This window comes from Halorubrum sp. ASP1 (genome assembly GCF_005435135.1).
Lineage (GTDB): Archaea > Halobacteriota > Halobacteria > Halobacteriales > Haloferacaceae > Halorubrum > Halorubrum tropicale.
In genome coordinates this window covers 77288-91098 of record NZ_SGUA01000005.1, presented here as the reverse complement: position 1 = coordinate 91098, position 13811 = coordinate 77288, and the positions used below count along the sequence as shown (strand labels likewise).

Genomic DNA, 13811 nt, shown 5'->3' with positions numbered 1-13811 from the left:
GCGCGCACTTAGACCGTTCGGCCGCTCCTCGTCGCCGGGAAGCGCTCGCCGCGGGCCGCCGGCTTCCGAACGCTTTTGACTGACCAGTCAGTCAGTATCGGTGTAAACCGAATGGCAGACACGGACCGCCGGAGCCCCGATCCCCCGCACAGTCCCCTCCCCGAACGCGACGGCCCGACCCACGCGGAGGCGATCGCCTGATGGGCCTCCGCGACGCCGTCGGCTCGCTGTTCAAGGGCGCCGACGAGCTCGACCTCACCTCCGGCGACATCGGGTGGCCGCTGTTCTTCCTCTCCCTCCCGATCGTCGTCCAGAACCTCTTTCAGGTGCTGTACAACCTGGCCGACACCTTCTGGCTCGGGCGCTACAGCACCGAGGCGCTGTCCGCGATCACGTTCGCGTTCCCGATCGTCTTCCTGATGATCTCGCTGGCGCTCGGCGTCTCCGTCGCCGGGAGCGTCCTCGTCGCCCAACACACCGGCGCCGGCAACGAGGAGCGCGCCGCCTACGCCGCCTCGCAGACGATGGCGTACGCCGCCGTCATCTCCGTCGTCTTCGGCGTGCTGGGCTACGTCCTCGTCGACGACATCACGGCGCTCCTCGGCGTGAACGAGACCGTCGCGCCGCTCGTCGTCGAGTACATGCGCGTGTACGCGGTGGGCCTCTTCGCCGTGTTCGGCTTCGCGGTGTTCATGTCGCTGATGCGCGGCTACGGCGACACCGTGACGCCGATGTACGTCATGGCCGGCTCGGTCGTCCTCAACATCCTCCTGGACCCGATATTCATCTTCGGGTTCGACGCCAACCCGCTGTTCGGCGCGCTCGGCCTCGGCGGCGTCGAGGCCGCCGCCCTCGACGCGACCGGGTTCACCGGGTGGGGCATCGGCGGCGCCGCGATCGCGACGGTCGGGTCCCGGGCGCTCGCGCTCCTCGTCGGACTCCGGATCATGGTCCGCGGGGACCGCGGGGTCCAGATCCGGCTCTCGGAGATGCTCCCCGACCCGGAGTTCGGGAAGACGATCCTCGGCATCGGGCTGCCGGCCTCCGCGGAGGGCGCCGCCCGCTCGGTCTCGATCACCGCGCTCCTCCTCGTCGTCGCCAACTTCCCGAACGCGGTGAGCGGGGCGTACGGCATCGGGACGCGGATCTTCTCGGTCATCTTCCTGCCGGCGCTCGCCGTCTCGCAGGGGATCGAGACGATGACGGGGCAGAACATCGGCGCCGGGGAGCCGGACCGCGCCGCCGAGACGAACCACTTCGGCGCCCGCGCCATGCTCGGGCTGCTCACGGTCGGCGGCGGGGTCATCGTCCTCGCCGCGCGGCCGATCGCGGGCGTGTTCTCCCCGGACCCCGCCGTCGTCGACCACGCGACGACGTTCCTCCAAGTGAGCGGTCTCTCCTTCGGGTTCATCGGCGCCATGCGCGCCTACACCGGCGGCTTCCGCGGCGCCGGCCACACGATGATCGCGGCCGTCATCTCGCTGATCACGCTCGGCTTCGTCCGGCTCCCGGTCGCGTGGGTCGCGGCCGGCTCGCTCGGGGCGATGGGCCTCTGGATCGCGTTCCCGGTCTCCAACGTCGTCGGCGGCGTCGTCGCGTACCTCTGGTTCGAACGCGACACGTGGCGCGACGGGAACCTCACGGAGGACGGCGCGGCCGTCGACGAGATCGGCACCGACGTGACGTCGCCGGACGACGACTGACACCGTGAACTTTCGCGGGCGCGGACCCAGTGAGCGGGCGTGGCGTCGACGGGTCGACTTCGATCCGGTCGCTATCCGGACAGCTCCCGCTTCGCCTTTCGGGCCCGCTCGGACATCTCGCCGTTACCGTCGACGTCCGCGAGCGTCTCGATCGCCTCCAGCTTGCGGACGGAGTCGTCGAGGAAGGAGAGCACGTCCCCGGTGTACGCGTACACCATGTAGTCGTCGGTCATCACGTCGACGATGGCCTGCGGCCCGAGCCCCTCGGCGCGCAGTTCGAGGACGTAGCGCATGAACTTCTCCTCGGGACAGCCGCAGTAGGGGTTCGAATCGCAGTCGCAGTCGAGGAAGTCCTCGGCGAAGTCGAGCACGCGGTCTCGGGTCGTCTCGTCGAGCTTCGAGAGCCCGTCGCCGGTGAACAGCAGGTCGAGGGTAGCGCCGGCGAACGCCCCCTTCGGGATGTTCGCCTCCAGCTGGGAGGCGAGCTGCCGGTGGTTTTTCACGTAGATCTTGTCGGTGAAGGCCACGGGTACCCGTCGATACGCCGGCGCGCCTCAAAAGCGACGCGGTGACCGGGGCCGACGACGGCCCGCTCGGTCGTACCGCCTGGGGCGCCACTCGATGCCACGCCCGTCCTGGAGTCGTAACCGTTATTTACCGAAGCGAGGTACGTTTCGACGCGTGTCCGGGTTAGGGTAGTGGACTATCCTTCAGCCTTGTGGAGGCTGAGACGCGGGTTCAATTCTCGCACCCGGACCTTCTTTGAATCGGCGTAAGTCAGAGACCGGAGGTTCCGTCGACCGCGTCGGCGAGTCGATCCAGAAACCCCGCTTCATGTCGCTCGTCAACGTGCGCGATGTTCCACAGTCCCGAGTCGGTTATCTCGTTGCGAGGACTCTCTCGTCCTAACCACTCGTCGCTCCGGGGGTCGACGGAGTCTCGCTCGAAGTTGCTGACGAGCGCGATCGCGTTCCGTTCGACGTACGCGCGGTCGCTCTCGGGGCCCGGCTCGTCCCCGATGTGGACCCACAGAAACGGGAGGTCGCGAATATACTCGCTGACTCGGCGCTCGTGGGCCAACTCCGCGAGGCGACGCTCGCGGTCGGCGGTCGACCCCTCGCCCCAGCGGGGGTACTCGTCGCCGAGCTCGTCCCGTTCGATCATGGCCCGGCCGACGTGCCTGCGGAACACCGAGCCGCGGTGATTCCCGCCGCCCTCGTAGCTCCCGCGGTTCGCTCCGCGGTGCGCCCGCAGCCGAGTCCACAGCGACGTTCCGGACCCTGTCGAGACGGCGTGCGTGCCGACGCGCGTGACTCGCAGCTGGTCTGTCGCCTCTCGGGCCCCTCCGCTCGCGAAAAAGAAGTAGACCCCTCGCTCGGGCCAGTCCATGCGCCCGGTACACTCCGCGAGACGCCGCTTCCCGCCGACGTTCGCTTCGAGACGATCGAGGAGGTCGTAGAACCGATCGAGGTCCGAAGCGCGGGACATACGACTGCGTACCGGGGTGACACACAAAACCGCCGGGGGTCCGCAGCGCGGGACGGCGTGGCGGTCAGAACCCGATCCGCTCCCCATCTTCCGGGACCAGCACGTCTTCGGTCGCCGCCCGGAGCTCCTCGCGCGAGAGCAGGCAGTGGTTGATCGCCTCCATGTGGACCACGGCGACCGCGGCGTCGGTCGCATCGCGCACGGCCCGCACGTCGTTGACGCCCATCGTGATCGGCTCGTCCCGATTGAACCGCGCCGCGCCGCCGTTGAGGACGACCGCGTCGGGCTCGACCCGCGCGAGCGTCTCCGCCACCGGCTCGTACCAGACCGTGTCGCCGGCGAGGTACAGCGTCTCCGCACCCTCGAAGACGAACCCGGAGACGGGGCCCATCGCCTCGGCCAGTTCCCCGTGTCCGTGGCGGCCGGGCGTCCGGCGGAGCGTGACGCCGTCGAACGACGCCGGCCCCTCGACCGGCCGCACGTCGGTGAAGCCGTCCTCGACGAACGCGTCCGCTTCGGCCGGCTGGCAGAACAGCGGCACGTCCGGGTCGAGCGCTTCGACCGCCGCCTCGTCGAAGTGGTCGGGGTGGCGGTGGGTGACGACCACCGCGTCGTGCGCGAGGTCGATGTCCGGCATCGGCACGAGCGGGTTGTTCCGTTTGTTCGGCGTGTCGTCGATCGGCGGCAGCGCGCCCCGCTCGGCGAACACCGGGTCGACGAGGAATGTCGTCTCGTCCACGGTCGCGAGGACCGTGGCGTTGCGGACGAGGGTGACGTCGAGGGCGGCGTCGGTCGACATACCGCCCCTTCGACGAGCGGCATGTTGTGGATTGCGGCGGGACCGCCGCCGACCGCGGCGTCCGCGAGTTATTTGTCGGCCGCGGGTCAACCCCTGCGTCATGAACGGACGTGAGTCGACGTGAGCCCGCGCGGTCTGCGCTCCACGAGCGACGGGACCGGTGGCGACCGCGCGACGGGCGTCGGGTCGGGATGAGCGGGTCGTCCGAGGGGTCGTCGAGCGCGAGCGACGACGCGGACGCCGCCGACGCGGGCGAAACGGACACCGCCGACACGATGCGCGAGCGCGCCGGCGAGAACCGGGTGAAGCTCTGGCTGCTGTTGCGCGCGGACCGGCTCGTCGTCGCGGCGGTGCTGACGCTGGCCGTCTTCGTCGCGTTCGTCGCCGTCGCGGTCGCGCTCTCGCCGTCGCTCGCGACGAAGGTCGGATCGAGCGACCCCATCGAGACGCTGTTCGCGTCGATGATCACCGCGATCGTCACGGGGGCGACGCTCGTCGTCACGATCGGACAGCTCGTGCTCACGCAGGAGAACGGCCCGCTCGGCGACCAGCGGGACCGCATGGACGACACGCTCGCCGTCCGGGACGACATCGCGGACCTGACCGGCGGGCCGGCGCCCACGGACCCGGCCGCGTTCCTCGACGCGATCCTCGGCGCGGCGGCGGGGCGCGCTCGGGATCTCCGCGACTCGGTGGAGGGTCAGGGAGACGACGGCGACGGGTCCAGTCGGGACGCGCTCCGAGCGGAGGTCGACGACCTCGCGACCGGACTCACCGGGAACGCCGACGCCGTGCGCGGCCAGCTCGACGGCGCCGAGTTCGGTTCCTTCGACGTCGTCTTCGCCGCGCTCAACTTCGACTACGGGCCGAAGATCGGACAGATAGAGCGCATCGCCACCGAGCACGACGACGCCCTCACCGACGACGAGCGCGGGCTCCTCGGGGAACTGAAAGCGACCGTGTCGCTGTACGGGCCCGCCCGCGAGCACGTCAAGACGCTGTACTTCCAATGGGCGCTGATCGACCTCTCGCGCCTGATCTTGTACGCCGCGGTGCCGGCGCTGGCCGTCGCGGGCCTCATGGTCACGGTCGTCGACGCCGGCACGTTCCCGGGGAGCACGCTCGGCGTCGCCCACGTGACGCTCGCCGTCGGCGGCGCGTTCGCGGTCGCGCTCCTCCCGTTCTCGCTTTTCGTCTCCTACCTGCTCCGCGTGCTCACGCTCGCGAAGCGCACGCTCGCCATCGGGCCGCTGGTGCTGCGCGACTCCGAGTAGCGAGCGCGGTCGCTCTCGGGGAGACCGCGCGCTCGGCGGCGGAAGATGTCGCCCGCGACTATTCTCCATTATCGATAAATACTAAAATTCTGGTAGTTGGCGCATAATATGCCATACAGAGGCCCCATACAAATAATCGAGCAAACCTTCAACCCCCGATGTAACATTTTAATTATGTTTAGAAAGCTCGTTCTCGGGTTGGTCAGAGGAAACCGACGAGAGTCACGATGATCCAAAGAATGGCCAGATAGAGAGTTAGGAGGAGAGAGAACATCTGGAACAATGGAATGAGAATCTCTTTGAGATGCTCCTTGGATGCTCTACCGTATTCCGGCGGATGATAGGTAACGTTCAGAGTTTTCGGTAGCGCGTCAACTATACCATCAGCATGCCCCGCCCCAACAACCGCGAGTACCGTATCGTTCTCCTCAGCCGCATCAGCGATTGTCTGTGCCATTATCTCGTCCCGATTCTGGTTTCCTGATCTGAACTCCATATTGTACCACCTGAGAAGAAGAACAGGTACAGAGAAACTCACGGCAAGGAAGCCAGCTCCCGCGAGATAGTCCTCCGTTACTAGCCCGACAATCACGCTACTGGGTAAGAGGAGGAAATACAACGAGGCGGAGATCACCCTCATCGTAAACGGGGCATTCCGTAGTACCTCCGCGTCACTCTCCCGCGTGAAGTACACGTCAGCACCCTGTAGCTCAGCGAAGTCGACGAGAATGTCCTTCGAAACATAGAGTGGGCTTAGAATATAGAACATTCCCGCTACCGCCTGTTGGAACCAGCCCTCTGTAACCCCGTAGTCGCCGGTATTCTCTGTTCCTTCCAAAACGAGAGCATCAATACCCTCTTTCATCAACTCCCGCTCTTTGTCGTGATCTCCGCGACTACTGTGAATCTCCCCTTTCAGGTGGACTACTGACTCTGACTCTGTACTACTATCCTCCTCGATCGTGCCAGTCTTTTTGACAGTGGCTCGACTCATTGCGTATGTTAACTGACGTGCCAGGGAATTATAGGGTCAAGAGAATGACCGCAAAAAGACGTCCAAAATCTGTGTCTGTAAGCGGACAGAGCCAGTGTCCGCAAGGGAACACCAACCAATGAGCTTGGAAAGTGAGGATTCTGAGTCAATATCTGATCTTGACGCGAGTCTAAAAACACAGGACAAACCGATTATTGATGCGTTCTCGCATGCGGAGCACCAAGTCCTTCTAACCACAGAAGTAGCCGAGAAAGTTGAATTAAGCGACCGACAAGTGCGCAGGCGGTTGAAAGACCTCGCGAGCCGGGATATTCTAGGAACTCGAAAACCGGGACGGGATCGACTCTGGTGGCTTAAACAGGATGTAAGAGAACCAATTACAGCGCAATATCCACTTCTTCGGTTTGTCCAAAATCGGATCAGTGTTCAGTTGTTGCTGGCTGGACTAGTAGTCGGAATTGTAGCATTATTCCTTGTTCCAATAGCTTCTTTCACGTACGCTAACAGTATTACACCACCTATTGTTACAAGAGAAATATTGCTCCAAGCTGGTTTACTCGCCAGTATGCTGGCAAGCGGTTTTCTGCTTTCCGCCGTACTGGCCGGCATAGTCGAGTGGTCAATTAGATATTTCGGTGTGGGGTTATAATTTCATTGTGCAGAGTAGGGATATAATTCCCATCGTAAGGTCGATTATACTGCTGAAGCTGAAAATGTCGCCCGCGACACTAACGACCGGTCTCATCTCCGGCGGCGTGCCGCGTCGACCGGGAAACCCTCGTGGCGGGCGGTCGCCTGCGCGGCGACGGGCGGGTCGCGTGTGCGACCGATGTCACGCGCCTGGGTTCTCCGCGCTGTCATCGCTCCCATCGGGGAGTACTCGGGCGGGGACTGATGGCGCGCGAGCCAATGTTGCGCCCGGAGGGGCTTAACGGCCCCGCTCGCCGCCGGCCTCGGGCGTCCGGCGGTATCGACGCCTATCCGAACGCACTTACGTCCCTGTCACGGACCCACGCGCAATGTCTGTCCGAGTCGGTATCCTCGGCGCGACGGGCGCCGTGGGCCAGCGATTCATCCAGCTGCTCGACGACCACCCGACCTTCGACCTCGCCGCGGTCACGGCGAGTTCGGAGAGCGCGGGCGAGACGTACCGCGAGGCGGCCAAGTGGCGCGTCGACACGCCGATCCCGGCGGACGCGGCCGAGATGGAGGTCGCGGAGACGACCCCGGAGGGGATCGCCGACGCCGACGTGGACCTCCTCTTCTCCTCGCTCCCCTCGGGCGTCGCCGCGGAGGTCGAGCCCGCGTTCCTGGAGGCCGGCTACGTCGTCTCCTCGAACTCCTCGAACGACCGCATGGCCGCGGACGTGCCGCTCACCATCCCCGAGATCAACCCGGACCACCTCGACCTGATCGAGGTCCAGCGCGACGAGCGCGGCTGGGACGGCGCCTTGGTGAAGAACCCCAACTGCTCGACGATCACGATGGTGCCGACGCTCGCGGCGATCGACGAGTTCGGCCTCGAAAACGTCCGCGTCTCCACGCTCCAGGCCGTCTCCGGCGCCGGCTACTCCGGCGTCACCTCGATGGAGATCATCGACAACGCCATCCCGCACATCGGCGGCGAGGAGGAGAAGATGGAGACGGAGTCGCGCAAGCTGCTCGGCGAGTTCGACGGCGCCGAGGTCGCGCTCCACGACGCCGACGTGGCCGCCTCCTGTAACCGGATCCCGACGCTCGACGGCCACCTTGAGAACGTCTTCGCGGAGTTCGCCGAGGACCCTTCGGCCGCTGACCTCCGCGAGGCGATGCGCTCGTTCGAGGGCGTCGGCGACCTGCCGAGCTCGCCGGACCAGCTCATCAAGGTGTTCGGCGACGACGAGCCCGAGCGCCCGCAGCCCCGCCTCGACCGCACGTACGCCGACGGGATGGGGATCGTCGCCGGCGGCGTCCAGTCGACCGACGCCGGCGCGAAGTACAACTGCCTCGCGCACAACACGATCCGCGGCGCGGCCGGCGCCTCGCTGCTCAACGGCGAGCTGCTCGTCGAGGAAGGGTACGTCTGAGCGGTCGCCGTCGGATGCGGCGGGCGGCCTCAGCGAAGTATTGAACCGGCCGCCCTCACGTCTCGGATCCATGGTGGACAAGGAGACGGTACGCCGCGGGTACGACCGGCTCGCCGAGGCGTACGCAGCGGACCGCAACGAGACCGGCCGCGGACGCGAGGTGTTGGCCGACTTCCTCTGCGCGTTCCCCGCGTCGGCGCACGTTCTCGACGCCGGGTGCGGACAGGGTACCCCCGTCCTCAGCGATCTGAGCGCGTCGGCGACCGCGACCGGACTCGACGTCTCCCGCCGGCAGCTGGAGCTGGCCGCGGACCGCGTCCCGGACGCGGCGCTCGCGCAGGGCGACATGGTTCGGCTGCCCTTCGGCGACGGCGCCTTCGACGCGGTGACGGCGTATCACTCGCTGATCCACGTTCCGGCCGAACAGCATCAGGCCGTGGTCGACGAGTTCGCGCGCGTCCTCGTCGACGGCGGGCGACTTCTCTGTTCCGAGGGACCGAAACCGTGGCACGGCGAGAACCCGGACTGGCTAGACACCGGCGTCGAGATGCAGTGGGACATCGCGGGGGCGGAAGCGACCCGGCGACACCTCCGGAACGCCGGCTTCGTCGTCGAACGGGAGTCGAGGGCGGGAGACTCGCTCGCGGAGGGCGACGACGCGCGCTGGACGTTCTTCACGGCGCGGTTGGAGGGCTAGACTGCAGTCCGGTGGGAGACCCGCACCGCGGCCGGGTTCGTCGTTACTTCCCTTCGAACTCCGGCTCGCCGTCGCCCATGAACGCCGTGATGCCCTCCATGAGGTCGTCCGTGTTCATCACGTGGCCGAAGCCCATCGCCTCCACTTCGAGGCCGGCCTCGTTGTCGGTGCGACCGGCGTGGATCGCGCGCTTCGTGTACTTCTGGGCGATCGGCGGGCCGCCGGCCAGCTGCTCGGCCAGCTCCCGCGCGCGCTCGTCGAGCTCGTCGTCCGGGACGACCTCGTTGACGAAGTCGTACTCGGCCATCGTCTCGGCGTCGTAGCGGTCGGCGGTGAGGATGATCTCCTTCGCGCGCCCCTCGCCGACGATCCGCGCGAGCCGCTGCGTGCCGCCCCACCCCGGCAGCAGGCCGAGGTCGAGCTCGGGCTGGCCCAGCTCGGAGCGCTCGGAGGCGATCCGCATGTCCGCGGCGGTCGCGAGCTCCATCCCGCCGCCGAGGCAGTAGCCGTCGATGGCGGCGATCACGGGCTTGTCGGACGACTCCAGCTTGCCGAACGTCTGCTGGCCCTGTCGGGAGAGCTCGACCGCGTGGATCGGGTCCGCGCCGCCGGCGGCCATGCTCTGGACGTCGGCGCCCGCGGAGAAGGCGCGGTCGCCCGCGCCCGAGAGCAGGATCGCTCGGACCTCGTCGTCGTCGTCCAGCCGGTCGACCGCGTCGGCGAGCTCGTCGAGGACCTCGCCGCTGATCGTGTTCATCCGGTGCGGGCGGTCGATCTCGACGTGCCCGACCCGGCTCTCGGCGTCGACCTCGACGTTCAGCACCTCGTAGTCGGGGCCGTCGTCCGCGTCGGCGTCGCCGTCGCCGCGGAACCCGCCCTCCTCGGCCGCCTCGCGCAGGTAGTCGGTCGCCTCGTAGCGCGCCTCGCCGGTCTCCTCCGCGAGCGCGTCGAGCGTCTCCACGAGGGCGGCGAGCCCCTCCTCGTCCGCGAGCTTGGCCGGGCCGTCAGGGAAGCCGGCGCCCAGCTTCACCGCCTCGTCGATGTCGTCGGCGTCGGCCACGTCGTCGCCGATGAGGCCGGCCGTCTCGTTGGCCATCACCGCGAGCAGGCGGCGGCGGACGTCGGCGTCGACCGCGTCGGTCGGGATCTGGGCGCCGTCGCCGTCCTCGTAGTCGTAGAACCCCTTGCCGGTCTTCTTGCCGAGGTCCTCCGCCTCGACCTTCTCGCCGAGCAGCGGGCACGGGCGGTAGGCGTCGCCGAGGACCTCGTGCATGTACTCCAACACGTGGTAGCCCACGTCGATGCCGACCTGGTCGGCCAGCTCGAACGAGCCCATCGGGAGGCCCATGTCGAACTTCGTCGTGGAGTCGACGGCCTCCATCGTCGCGTCGCCGGACTCGACGATCCACGCCGCCTCGTTCATCAGCGGGACGAGGATGCGGTTGACGATGAAGCCGGGACTGTCCTTCCGGACGCGGACGGGGGTCTTCCCCATCGACTCCGCGAGCCCCTCGATCAGTTCCAGGGTGTCGTCGCTCGTGTGCTTCCCGGAGATGACCTCGACGAGGTCCATCCGCACCGGCGGGTTGAAGAAGTGCATGCCGCAGAAGCGCTCGGGCCGGTCGGTGACCTCGGACAGTTCGGTGATGGAGAGACTGGAGGTGTTGGTGACGAAGACGGCCTCTTCGGGGGCGTGCTCGACGACCTCGTCGTACACGTCCTTCTTGATCGCCATCTTCTCGGGGACGACCTCGACGACCACGTCGGCGCCGTCGAGCGCGTCTCCGAGGTCGACGAAGGCGTCGACGCGGTCGAGCGCCGCGTCGGCCTCGTCGTCGCCGATCCGGTCCTTCTCGGCGAGCTTGCCGAGCGACCACTCGATCTGGTCGTACCCCTTCTGGACGAGCTCGTCGTTGATGTCCCGGAGCGACACGTCGTAGCCGGCGAGGGCGGCCACTTCCGCGATGCCGTGTCCCATGTTCCCGGCGCCGAGCACTGCCACGCGCTGGACGTCTTCGAGTTGCATACCCGAACGGTCGGAACCGTCATGGTTGAACGTTTCCATCTTCCAAACGCCAAACTCGAAGTAAGTTTATTCGGGCGGGCCGCCCCCGCCGCGGCGGTCCGAACCGAATCGTACTCCCGCGTGCGTCCCCGGGTTCCGACACGGACGACCGAGTCGCGGCGACCCTGCGCGAGGACCCGACGATGGCCGCGCTGATCGACCGTCACGGCCCCCTCGACGTCGCGCCCGCGGGCGACGAGTTCGCGCGGCTCTGTGCCTCGATCGTGAACCAGCAGCTCTCGACCGCCTCCGCGGCGGCCATCCGCGAGCGGTTCGTGGACGCCCTCGGCGGCGACCCGACGCCCGACCGCGTCCTCGCGGCCGACGAGGCGGCGCTGCACGAGGCCGGGCTCAGCGCCACGAAGGTCGAGTACCTGCGGAACGCCGCCGACGCGTTCCGCGACGGCGAGCGCGACCTCACCCGGGAGGGGCTGGCGGACCTGAGCGACGCGGCCGTCGTCGACCGGCTCACGGAGATCCGCGGGGTGGGCGAGTGGACGGCGCGGATGTACCTGATCTTCGCGCTCGGTCGCGAGGACGTGCTGCCGCTCGGCGACCTCGCAGTGCGGAAGGGAATCGAACGGATCTACAACGACGGCGAGGAGCTGTCGCGCGCGGAGATGCGCGAGATCGGCGAGGCGTGGCGCCCCTACCGGAGCTACGGCACGCGGTACGTCTGGGCCGAGTACGAGTCGTGAGTCGGCGACGAGCCGGCGGCGGTCGAGCGCGGGGAGTCGGTCGTAGACGTGCGGCTCAGTTGGTCTCGCTGCCCTGTCGCGGGCGCCGCCCCTCGCCCTCGACCGGCGCCGGCTCGTCGCCGGCGGCGTCCTCGCGGTACAGCCGGAGCAGCTCTTCGAGGAGGACGGCGTGCCGGTCGCCCGGGACGTACTGGTGGTCGATGAAGTCCTCGGCGTCGCTGAACCGTCCGCGGAGCGCGAGCTTCCGGACGAACGCCACCGAGTCGAAGAACGGCGGCTCCCCAGTCTCGCCGTCGTCGCCGCCGAGCTTCCGCTCCGTCTCGGGGATCACCTCCGCCTCGATCGCGTCGTAGTCGATCGTCGACGGATCGTACTCGTCGAGCGTCCGCGAGAGCACGTAGTCGGCGGAGAACCGATAGAACTCGGACTTGCTCTCGAACTGCCCCTCGTCGACGAGCGACTCGATCTCCTCGACGACCGGCTCGGGGAATCGAACCGTGCTCTTCACCATATGCCGTCACATTGACACCCCCGGTCTTATACCTTCGCCAGACGGGCCCGACGCCCGAACCGGCGCCGTCCGGGCGGTCTACTCCTCTTCTTCGAGTATCTCGCCCGCCTCGCCGCGCTCGGCCTCGTCGGTGTCGGCGCGCCGGCGCACGTCGACCCGGTAGTCGGTGAGGATGTCGCGGCCGAGCAGCAGCGGGTACTCCATGTGGCCGCGGTCCTCGACGCTCGCGGTGACGGTGTGCTGGTTCCCGCCGATCCCGATGACGAGGTCGACGACCGGGCGGGCCTTGCCGCCCTTCACGCTGCCCGACTTGACGCGGGTCATGCTCTTGATCGGGCCGGCGCCGATCTCGGCGGCCAGCTGGGTGTCGATGCTCGTCCGAGTCGCGCCCGTGTCGGACTTCGCGAGCGCCTGCGTCGAGCCGGAGGTGCCGGTGACGACGACCTCCTCGATGTAGCCGATGTCGGGCTGCTCGGTCGTGCTCGGCTTCGGGGCGGGCGCGCAGGAGGGCCGCGAGTCGTCGAGCGTCGCGGCGACGCGCTCGACCGCCGCCTCGTCCACCTCGCCGCCGACCGTCTCGATCGCGTGCTTCGCGATGTACGGGGCCGGGCTCGTCCCGGTCGCCTCGAAGAGGCCCTTGAACCCGGCGGTGGGGTTCACTTCGAGGACGTACCAGCCGTCGTACCCCTCCACGAGGTCGACCCCGGCGTAGTCGAGCCCCATCACCTCGGCGGCGTAGAGGGCCGTGTCGGCGGCCTCCTCGGGCATGTCGTCGGTGGCGTCCTCGACCGCGCCGCCGAGCGCGACGTTGGTGCGCCAGTCGCCCTCGGGCGCGTAGCGGTACATCGACCCGACGATCTCGTCGCCGACCACGTACACGCGCAGGTCGCGGTGCTTCTCGTCGTCGCGGTCGATGAGCTTCTGGAGGAACGCCTGCCGGTTGCCGACCTTCGGGTTCACCCGCTCCGTGAGGTCCACCTTCCACGTCCCGCCGCCGTGGGTGCCGATCGCGGTCTTGTACACGCCCACGTCGCCGAACCGTTCGCGGCCCTCGTTGAGGCGGTCGTTCGACAGCGCCAGCAGCGCGTCGGGTACGCGGATGTTCCAGTCGGCGAGCGTCGCGGCCGTGGCGAACTTGTGGATCGACGCCAGCACCGCGTTCGGCTCGTTCAGCATCGGGCGGATGCGCTCGAACGTCGCCGCCAGCCCCAGCAGCTCCGCGGGCTGGTCGGTGTTCGACAGGAGGAGGCGGTTCGCGATCACGTCGACCGCGGGCTCGACGGAGACGTCGCCGTCCTCGACGCTGACCGCGGCGTTCTCCTCGCGGAGCCACACCGGCTCGTGGCCGAGGTCCTCGACCGCGTTACAGATCGCCTTCGTCTCCTTGCTGTTGTGCAGCGACAGGACTCCCACCCGAACCGGGTCCGAACTCATAGCGACTCCTGCGCGGGCGTGCGTAAAAGTTCGACCGATCGACTCGGCCGACGGGCCGCCCGGGGAGTGACGGGTCGCCATA

13 protein-coding genes and 1 tRNA gene are annotated in these 13811 nt (G+C 67.7%); 7 read left to right on the top strand and 7 right to left on the bottom strand.

Annotated features, from left to right (window positions below; translation table 11 throughout):
• Positions 1-200: 200 nt before the first annotated feature.
• On the top strand, positions 201-1703 hold the full coding sequence (locus EXE48_RS09040) for an MATE family efflux transporter (protein WP_053772774.1): 1503 nt from the start codon (positions 201-203) through the stop codon (positions 1701-1703).
• A 71-nt stretch (positions 1704-1774) separates the two neighbouring features.
• Here the strand turns inward: EXE48_RS09040 and EXE48_RS09035 are convergent, their stop codons facing one another.
• Positions 1775-2230, bottom strand: coding sequence for a DUF5814 domain-containing protein (locus tag EXE48_RS09035; protein WP_053772773.1), 456 nt, complete (start codon positions 2228-2230; stop codon positions 1775-1777).
• A gap of 157 nt (positions 2231-2387) precedes the next feature.
• On the opposite strand from EXE48_RS09035, the gene EXE48_RS09030 reads away from it, so the two are divergent.
• Positions 2388-2460 (top strand) — tRNA-His (locus EXE48_RS09030).
• A gap of 20 nt (positions 2461-2480) precedes the next feature.
• Here the strand turns inward: EXE48_RS09030 and EXE48_RS09025 are convergent.
• On the bottom strand, positions 2481-3191 hold the full coding sequence (locus tag EXE48_RS09025; protein WP_053772772.1) for a GIY-YIG domain-containing protein: 711 nt from the start codon (positions 3189-3191) through the stop codon (positions 2481-2483).
• A 64-nt stretch (positions 3192-3255) separates the two neighbouring features.
• Positions 3256-3990 (bottom strand): MBL fold metallo-hydrolase, encoded by a 735-nt coding sequence (locus tag EXE48_RS09020; RefSeq protein ID WP_053772771.1) that lies wholly within the window; start codon positions 3988-3990, stop codon positions 3256-3258.
• Between the two features lie 191 nt (positions 3991-4181).
• Between EXE48_RS09020 and EXE48_RS09015 the strand changes: the two genes are divergently transcribed.
• Positions 4182-5264 carry a DUF7972 family membrane protein gene (locus tag EXE48_RS09015; RefSeq protein WP_053772795.1) on the top strand — a complete coding sequence of 361 codons (1083 nt, stop codon included), beginning with the start codon at positions 4182-4184 and terminating at the stop codon, positions 5262-5264.
• Positions 5265-5466: 202 nt separating this feature from the next.
• Here EXE48_RS09015 and EXE48_RS09010 read toward each other — a convergent pair whose 3' ends face one another.
• The gene (locus EXE48_RS09010; RefSeq protein ID WP_053772770.1) at positions 5467-6258 is read right to left on the bottom strand and encodes a hypothetical protein; all 792 of its coding nucleotides are present in this window, start codon (positions 6256-6258) and stop codon (positions 5467-5469) included.
• Between the two features lie 118 nt (positions 6259-6376).
• Between EXE48_RS09010 and EXE48_RS09005 the strand changes: the two genes are divergently transcribed.
• The 3 genes from EXE48_RS09005 (at position 6377) to EXE48_RS08995 (ending at position 9021) form a co-directional block, all read left to right on the top strand.
• Complete coding sequence (locus tag EXE48_RS09005) at positions 6377-6907, top strand: hypothetical protein (RefSeq protein ID WP_137711261.1); 531 nt, start codon at positions 6377-6379, stop codon at positions 6905-6907.
• Between the two features lie 370 nt (positions 6908-7277).
• Positions 7278-8324 carry an aspartate-semialdehyde dehydrogenase gene (gene asd / locus EXE48_RS09000; RefSeq protein ID WP_137711260.1) on the top strand — a complete coding sequence of 349 codons (1047 nt, stop codon included), beginning with the start codon at positions 7278-7280 and terminating at the stop codon, positions 8322-8324.
• 70 nt (positions 8325-8394) lie between these two features.
• Entirely contained in the window at positions 8395-9021 is a 627-nt protein-coding gene (locus tag EXE48_RS08995; RefSeq protein WP_137711259.1) for a class I SAM-dependent methyltransferase, read from the top strand.
• Positions 9022-9064: 43 nt separating this feature from the next.
• On the opposite strand, the gene EXE48_RS08990 is transcribed toward EXE48_RS08995, so the two are convergent.
• Positions 9065-11047 (bottom strand): 3-hydroxyacyl-CoA dehydrogenase/enoyl-CoA hydratase family protein, encoded by a 1983-nt coding sequence (locus tag EXE48_RS08990; RefSeq protein WP_053772767.1) that lies wholly within the window; start codon positions 11045-11047, stop codon positions 9065-9067.
• 182 nt (positions 11048-11229) lie between these two features.
• Between EXE48_RS08990 and EXE48_RS08985 the strand changes: the two genes are divergently transcribed.
• Positions 11230-11784: a DNA-3-methyladenine glycosylase family protein gene (locus tag EXE48_RS08985; protein WP_137711258.1), complete on the top strand. Its 555-nt coding sequence runs from the start codon at positions 11230-11232 to the stop codon at positions 11782-11784.
• A 55-nt stretch (positions 11785-11839) separates the two neighbouring features.
• On the opposite strand, the gene EXE48_RS08980 is transcribed toward EXE48_RS08985, so the two are convergent.
• On the bottom strand, positions 11840-12295 hold the full coding sequence (locus EXE48_RS08980; RefSeq protein ID WP_121599665.1) for a ribbon-helix-helix domain-containing protein: 456 nt from the start codon (positions 12293-12295) through the stop codon (positions 11840-11842).
• 78 nt (positions 12296-12373) lie between these two features.
• The gene (locus EXE48_RS08975) at positions 12374-13729 is read right to left on the bottom strand and encodes a putative ATP-dependent zinc protease (RefSeq protein ID WP_053772764.1); all 1356 of its coding nucleotides are present in this window, start codon (positions 13727-13729) and stop codon (positions 12374-12376) included.
• Positions 13730-13811 lie beyond the last annotated feature (82 nt).

Coding starts and splice junctions, on each gene's coding strand:
- EXE48_RS09040 (WP_053772774.1), top strand. CDS start 201: ATGGGCCTCCGCGACGCCGTCGGCTCGCTGTTCAAGGGCGCCGACGAG.
- EXE48_RS09025 (WP_053772772.1), bottom strand. CDS start 3,191: ATGTCCCGCGCTTCGGACCTCGATCGGTTCTACGACCTCCTCGATCGT.
- EXE48_RS09020 (WP_053772771.1), bottom strand. CDS start 3,990: ATGTCGACCGACGCCGCCCTCGACGTCACCCTCGTCCGCAACGCCACG.
- EXE48_RS09015 (WP_053772795.1), top strand. CDS start 4,182: ATGAGCGGGTCGTCCGAGGGGTCGTCGAGCGCGAGCGACGACGCGGAC.
- EXE48_RS09010 (WP_053772770.1), bottom strand. CDS start 6,258: ATGAGTCGAGCCACTGTCAAAAAGACTGGCACGATCGAGGAGGATAGT.
- EXE48_RS09005 (WP_137711261.1), top strand. CDS start 6,377: ATGAGCTTGGAAAGTGAGGATTCTGAGTCAATATCTGATCTTGACGCG.
- asd (WP_137711260.1), top strand. CDS start 7,278: ATGTCTGTCCGAGTCGGTATCCTCGGCGCGACGGGCGCCGTGGGCCAG.
- EXE48_RS08995 (WP_137711259.1), top strand. CDS start 8,395: ATGGTGGACAAGGAGACGGTACGCCGCGGGTACGACCGGCTCGCCGAG.
- EXE48_RS08990 (WP_053772767.1), bottom strand. CDS start 11,047: ATGCAACTCGAAGACGTCCAGCGCGTGGCAGTGCTCGGCGCCGGGAAC.
- EXE48_RS08985 (WP_137711258.1), top strand. CDS start 11,230: ATGGCCGCGCTGATCGACCGTCACGGCCCCCTCGACGTCGCGCCCGCG.
- EXE48_RS08980 (WP_121599665.1), bottom strand. CDS start 12,295: ATGGTGAAGAGCACGGTTCGATTCCCCGAGCCGGTCGTCGAGGAGATC.
- EXE48_RS08975 (WP_053772764.1), bottom strand. CDS start 13,729: ATGAGTTCGGACCCGGTTCGGGTGGGAGTCCTGTCGCTGCACAACAGC.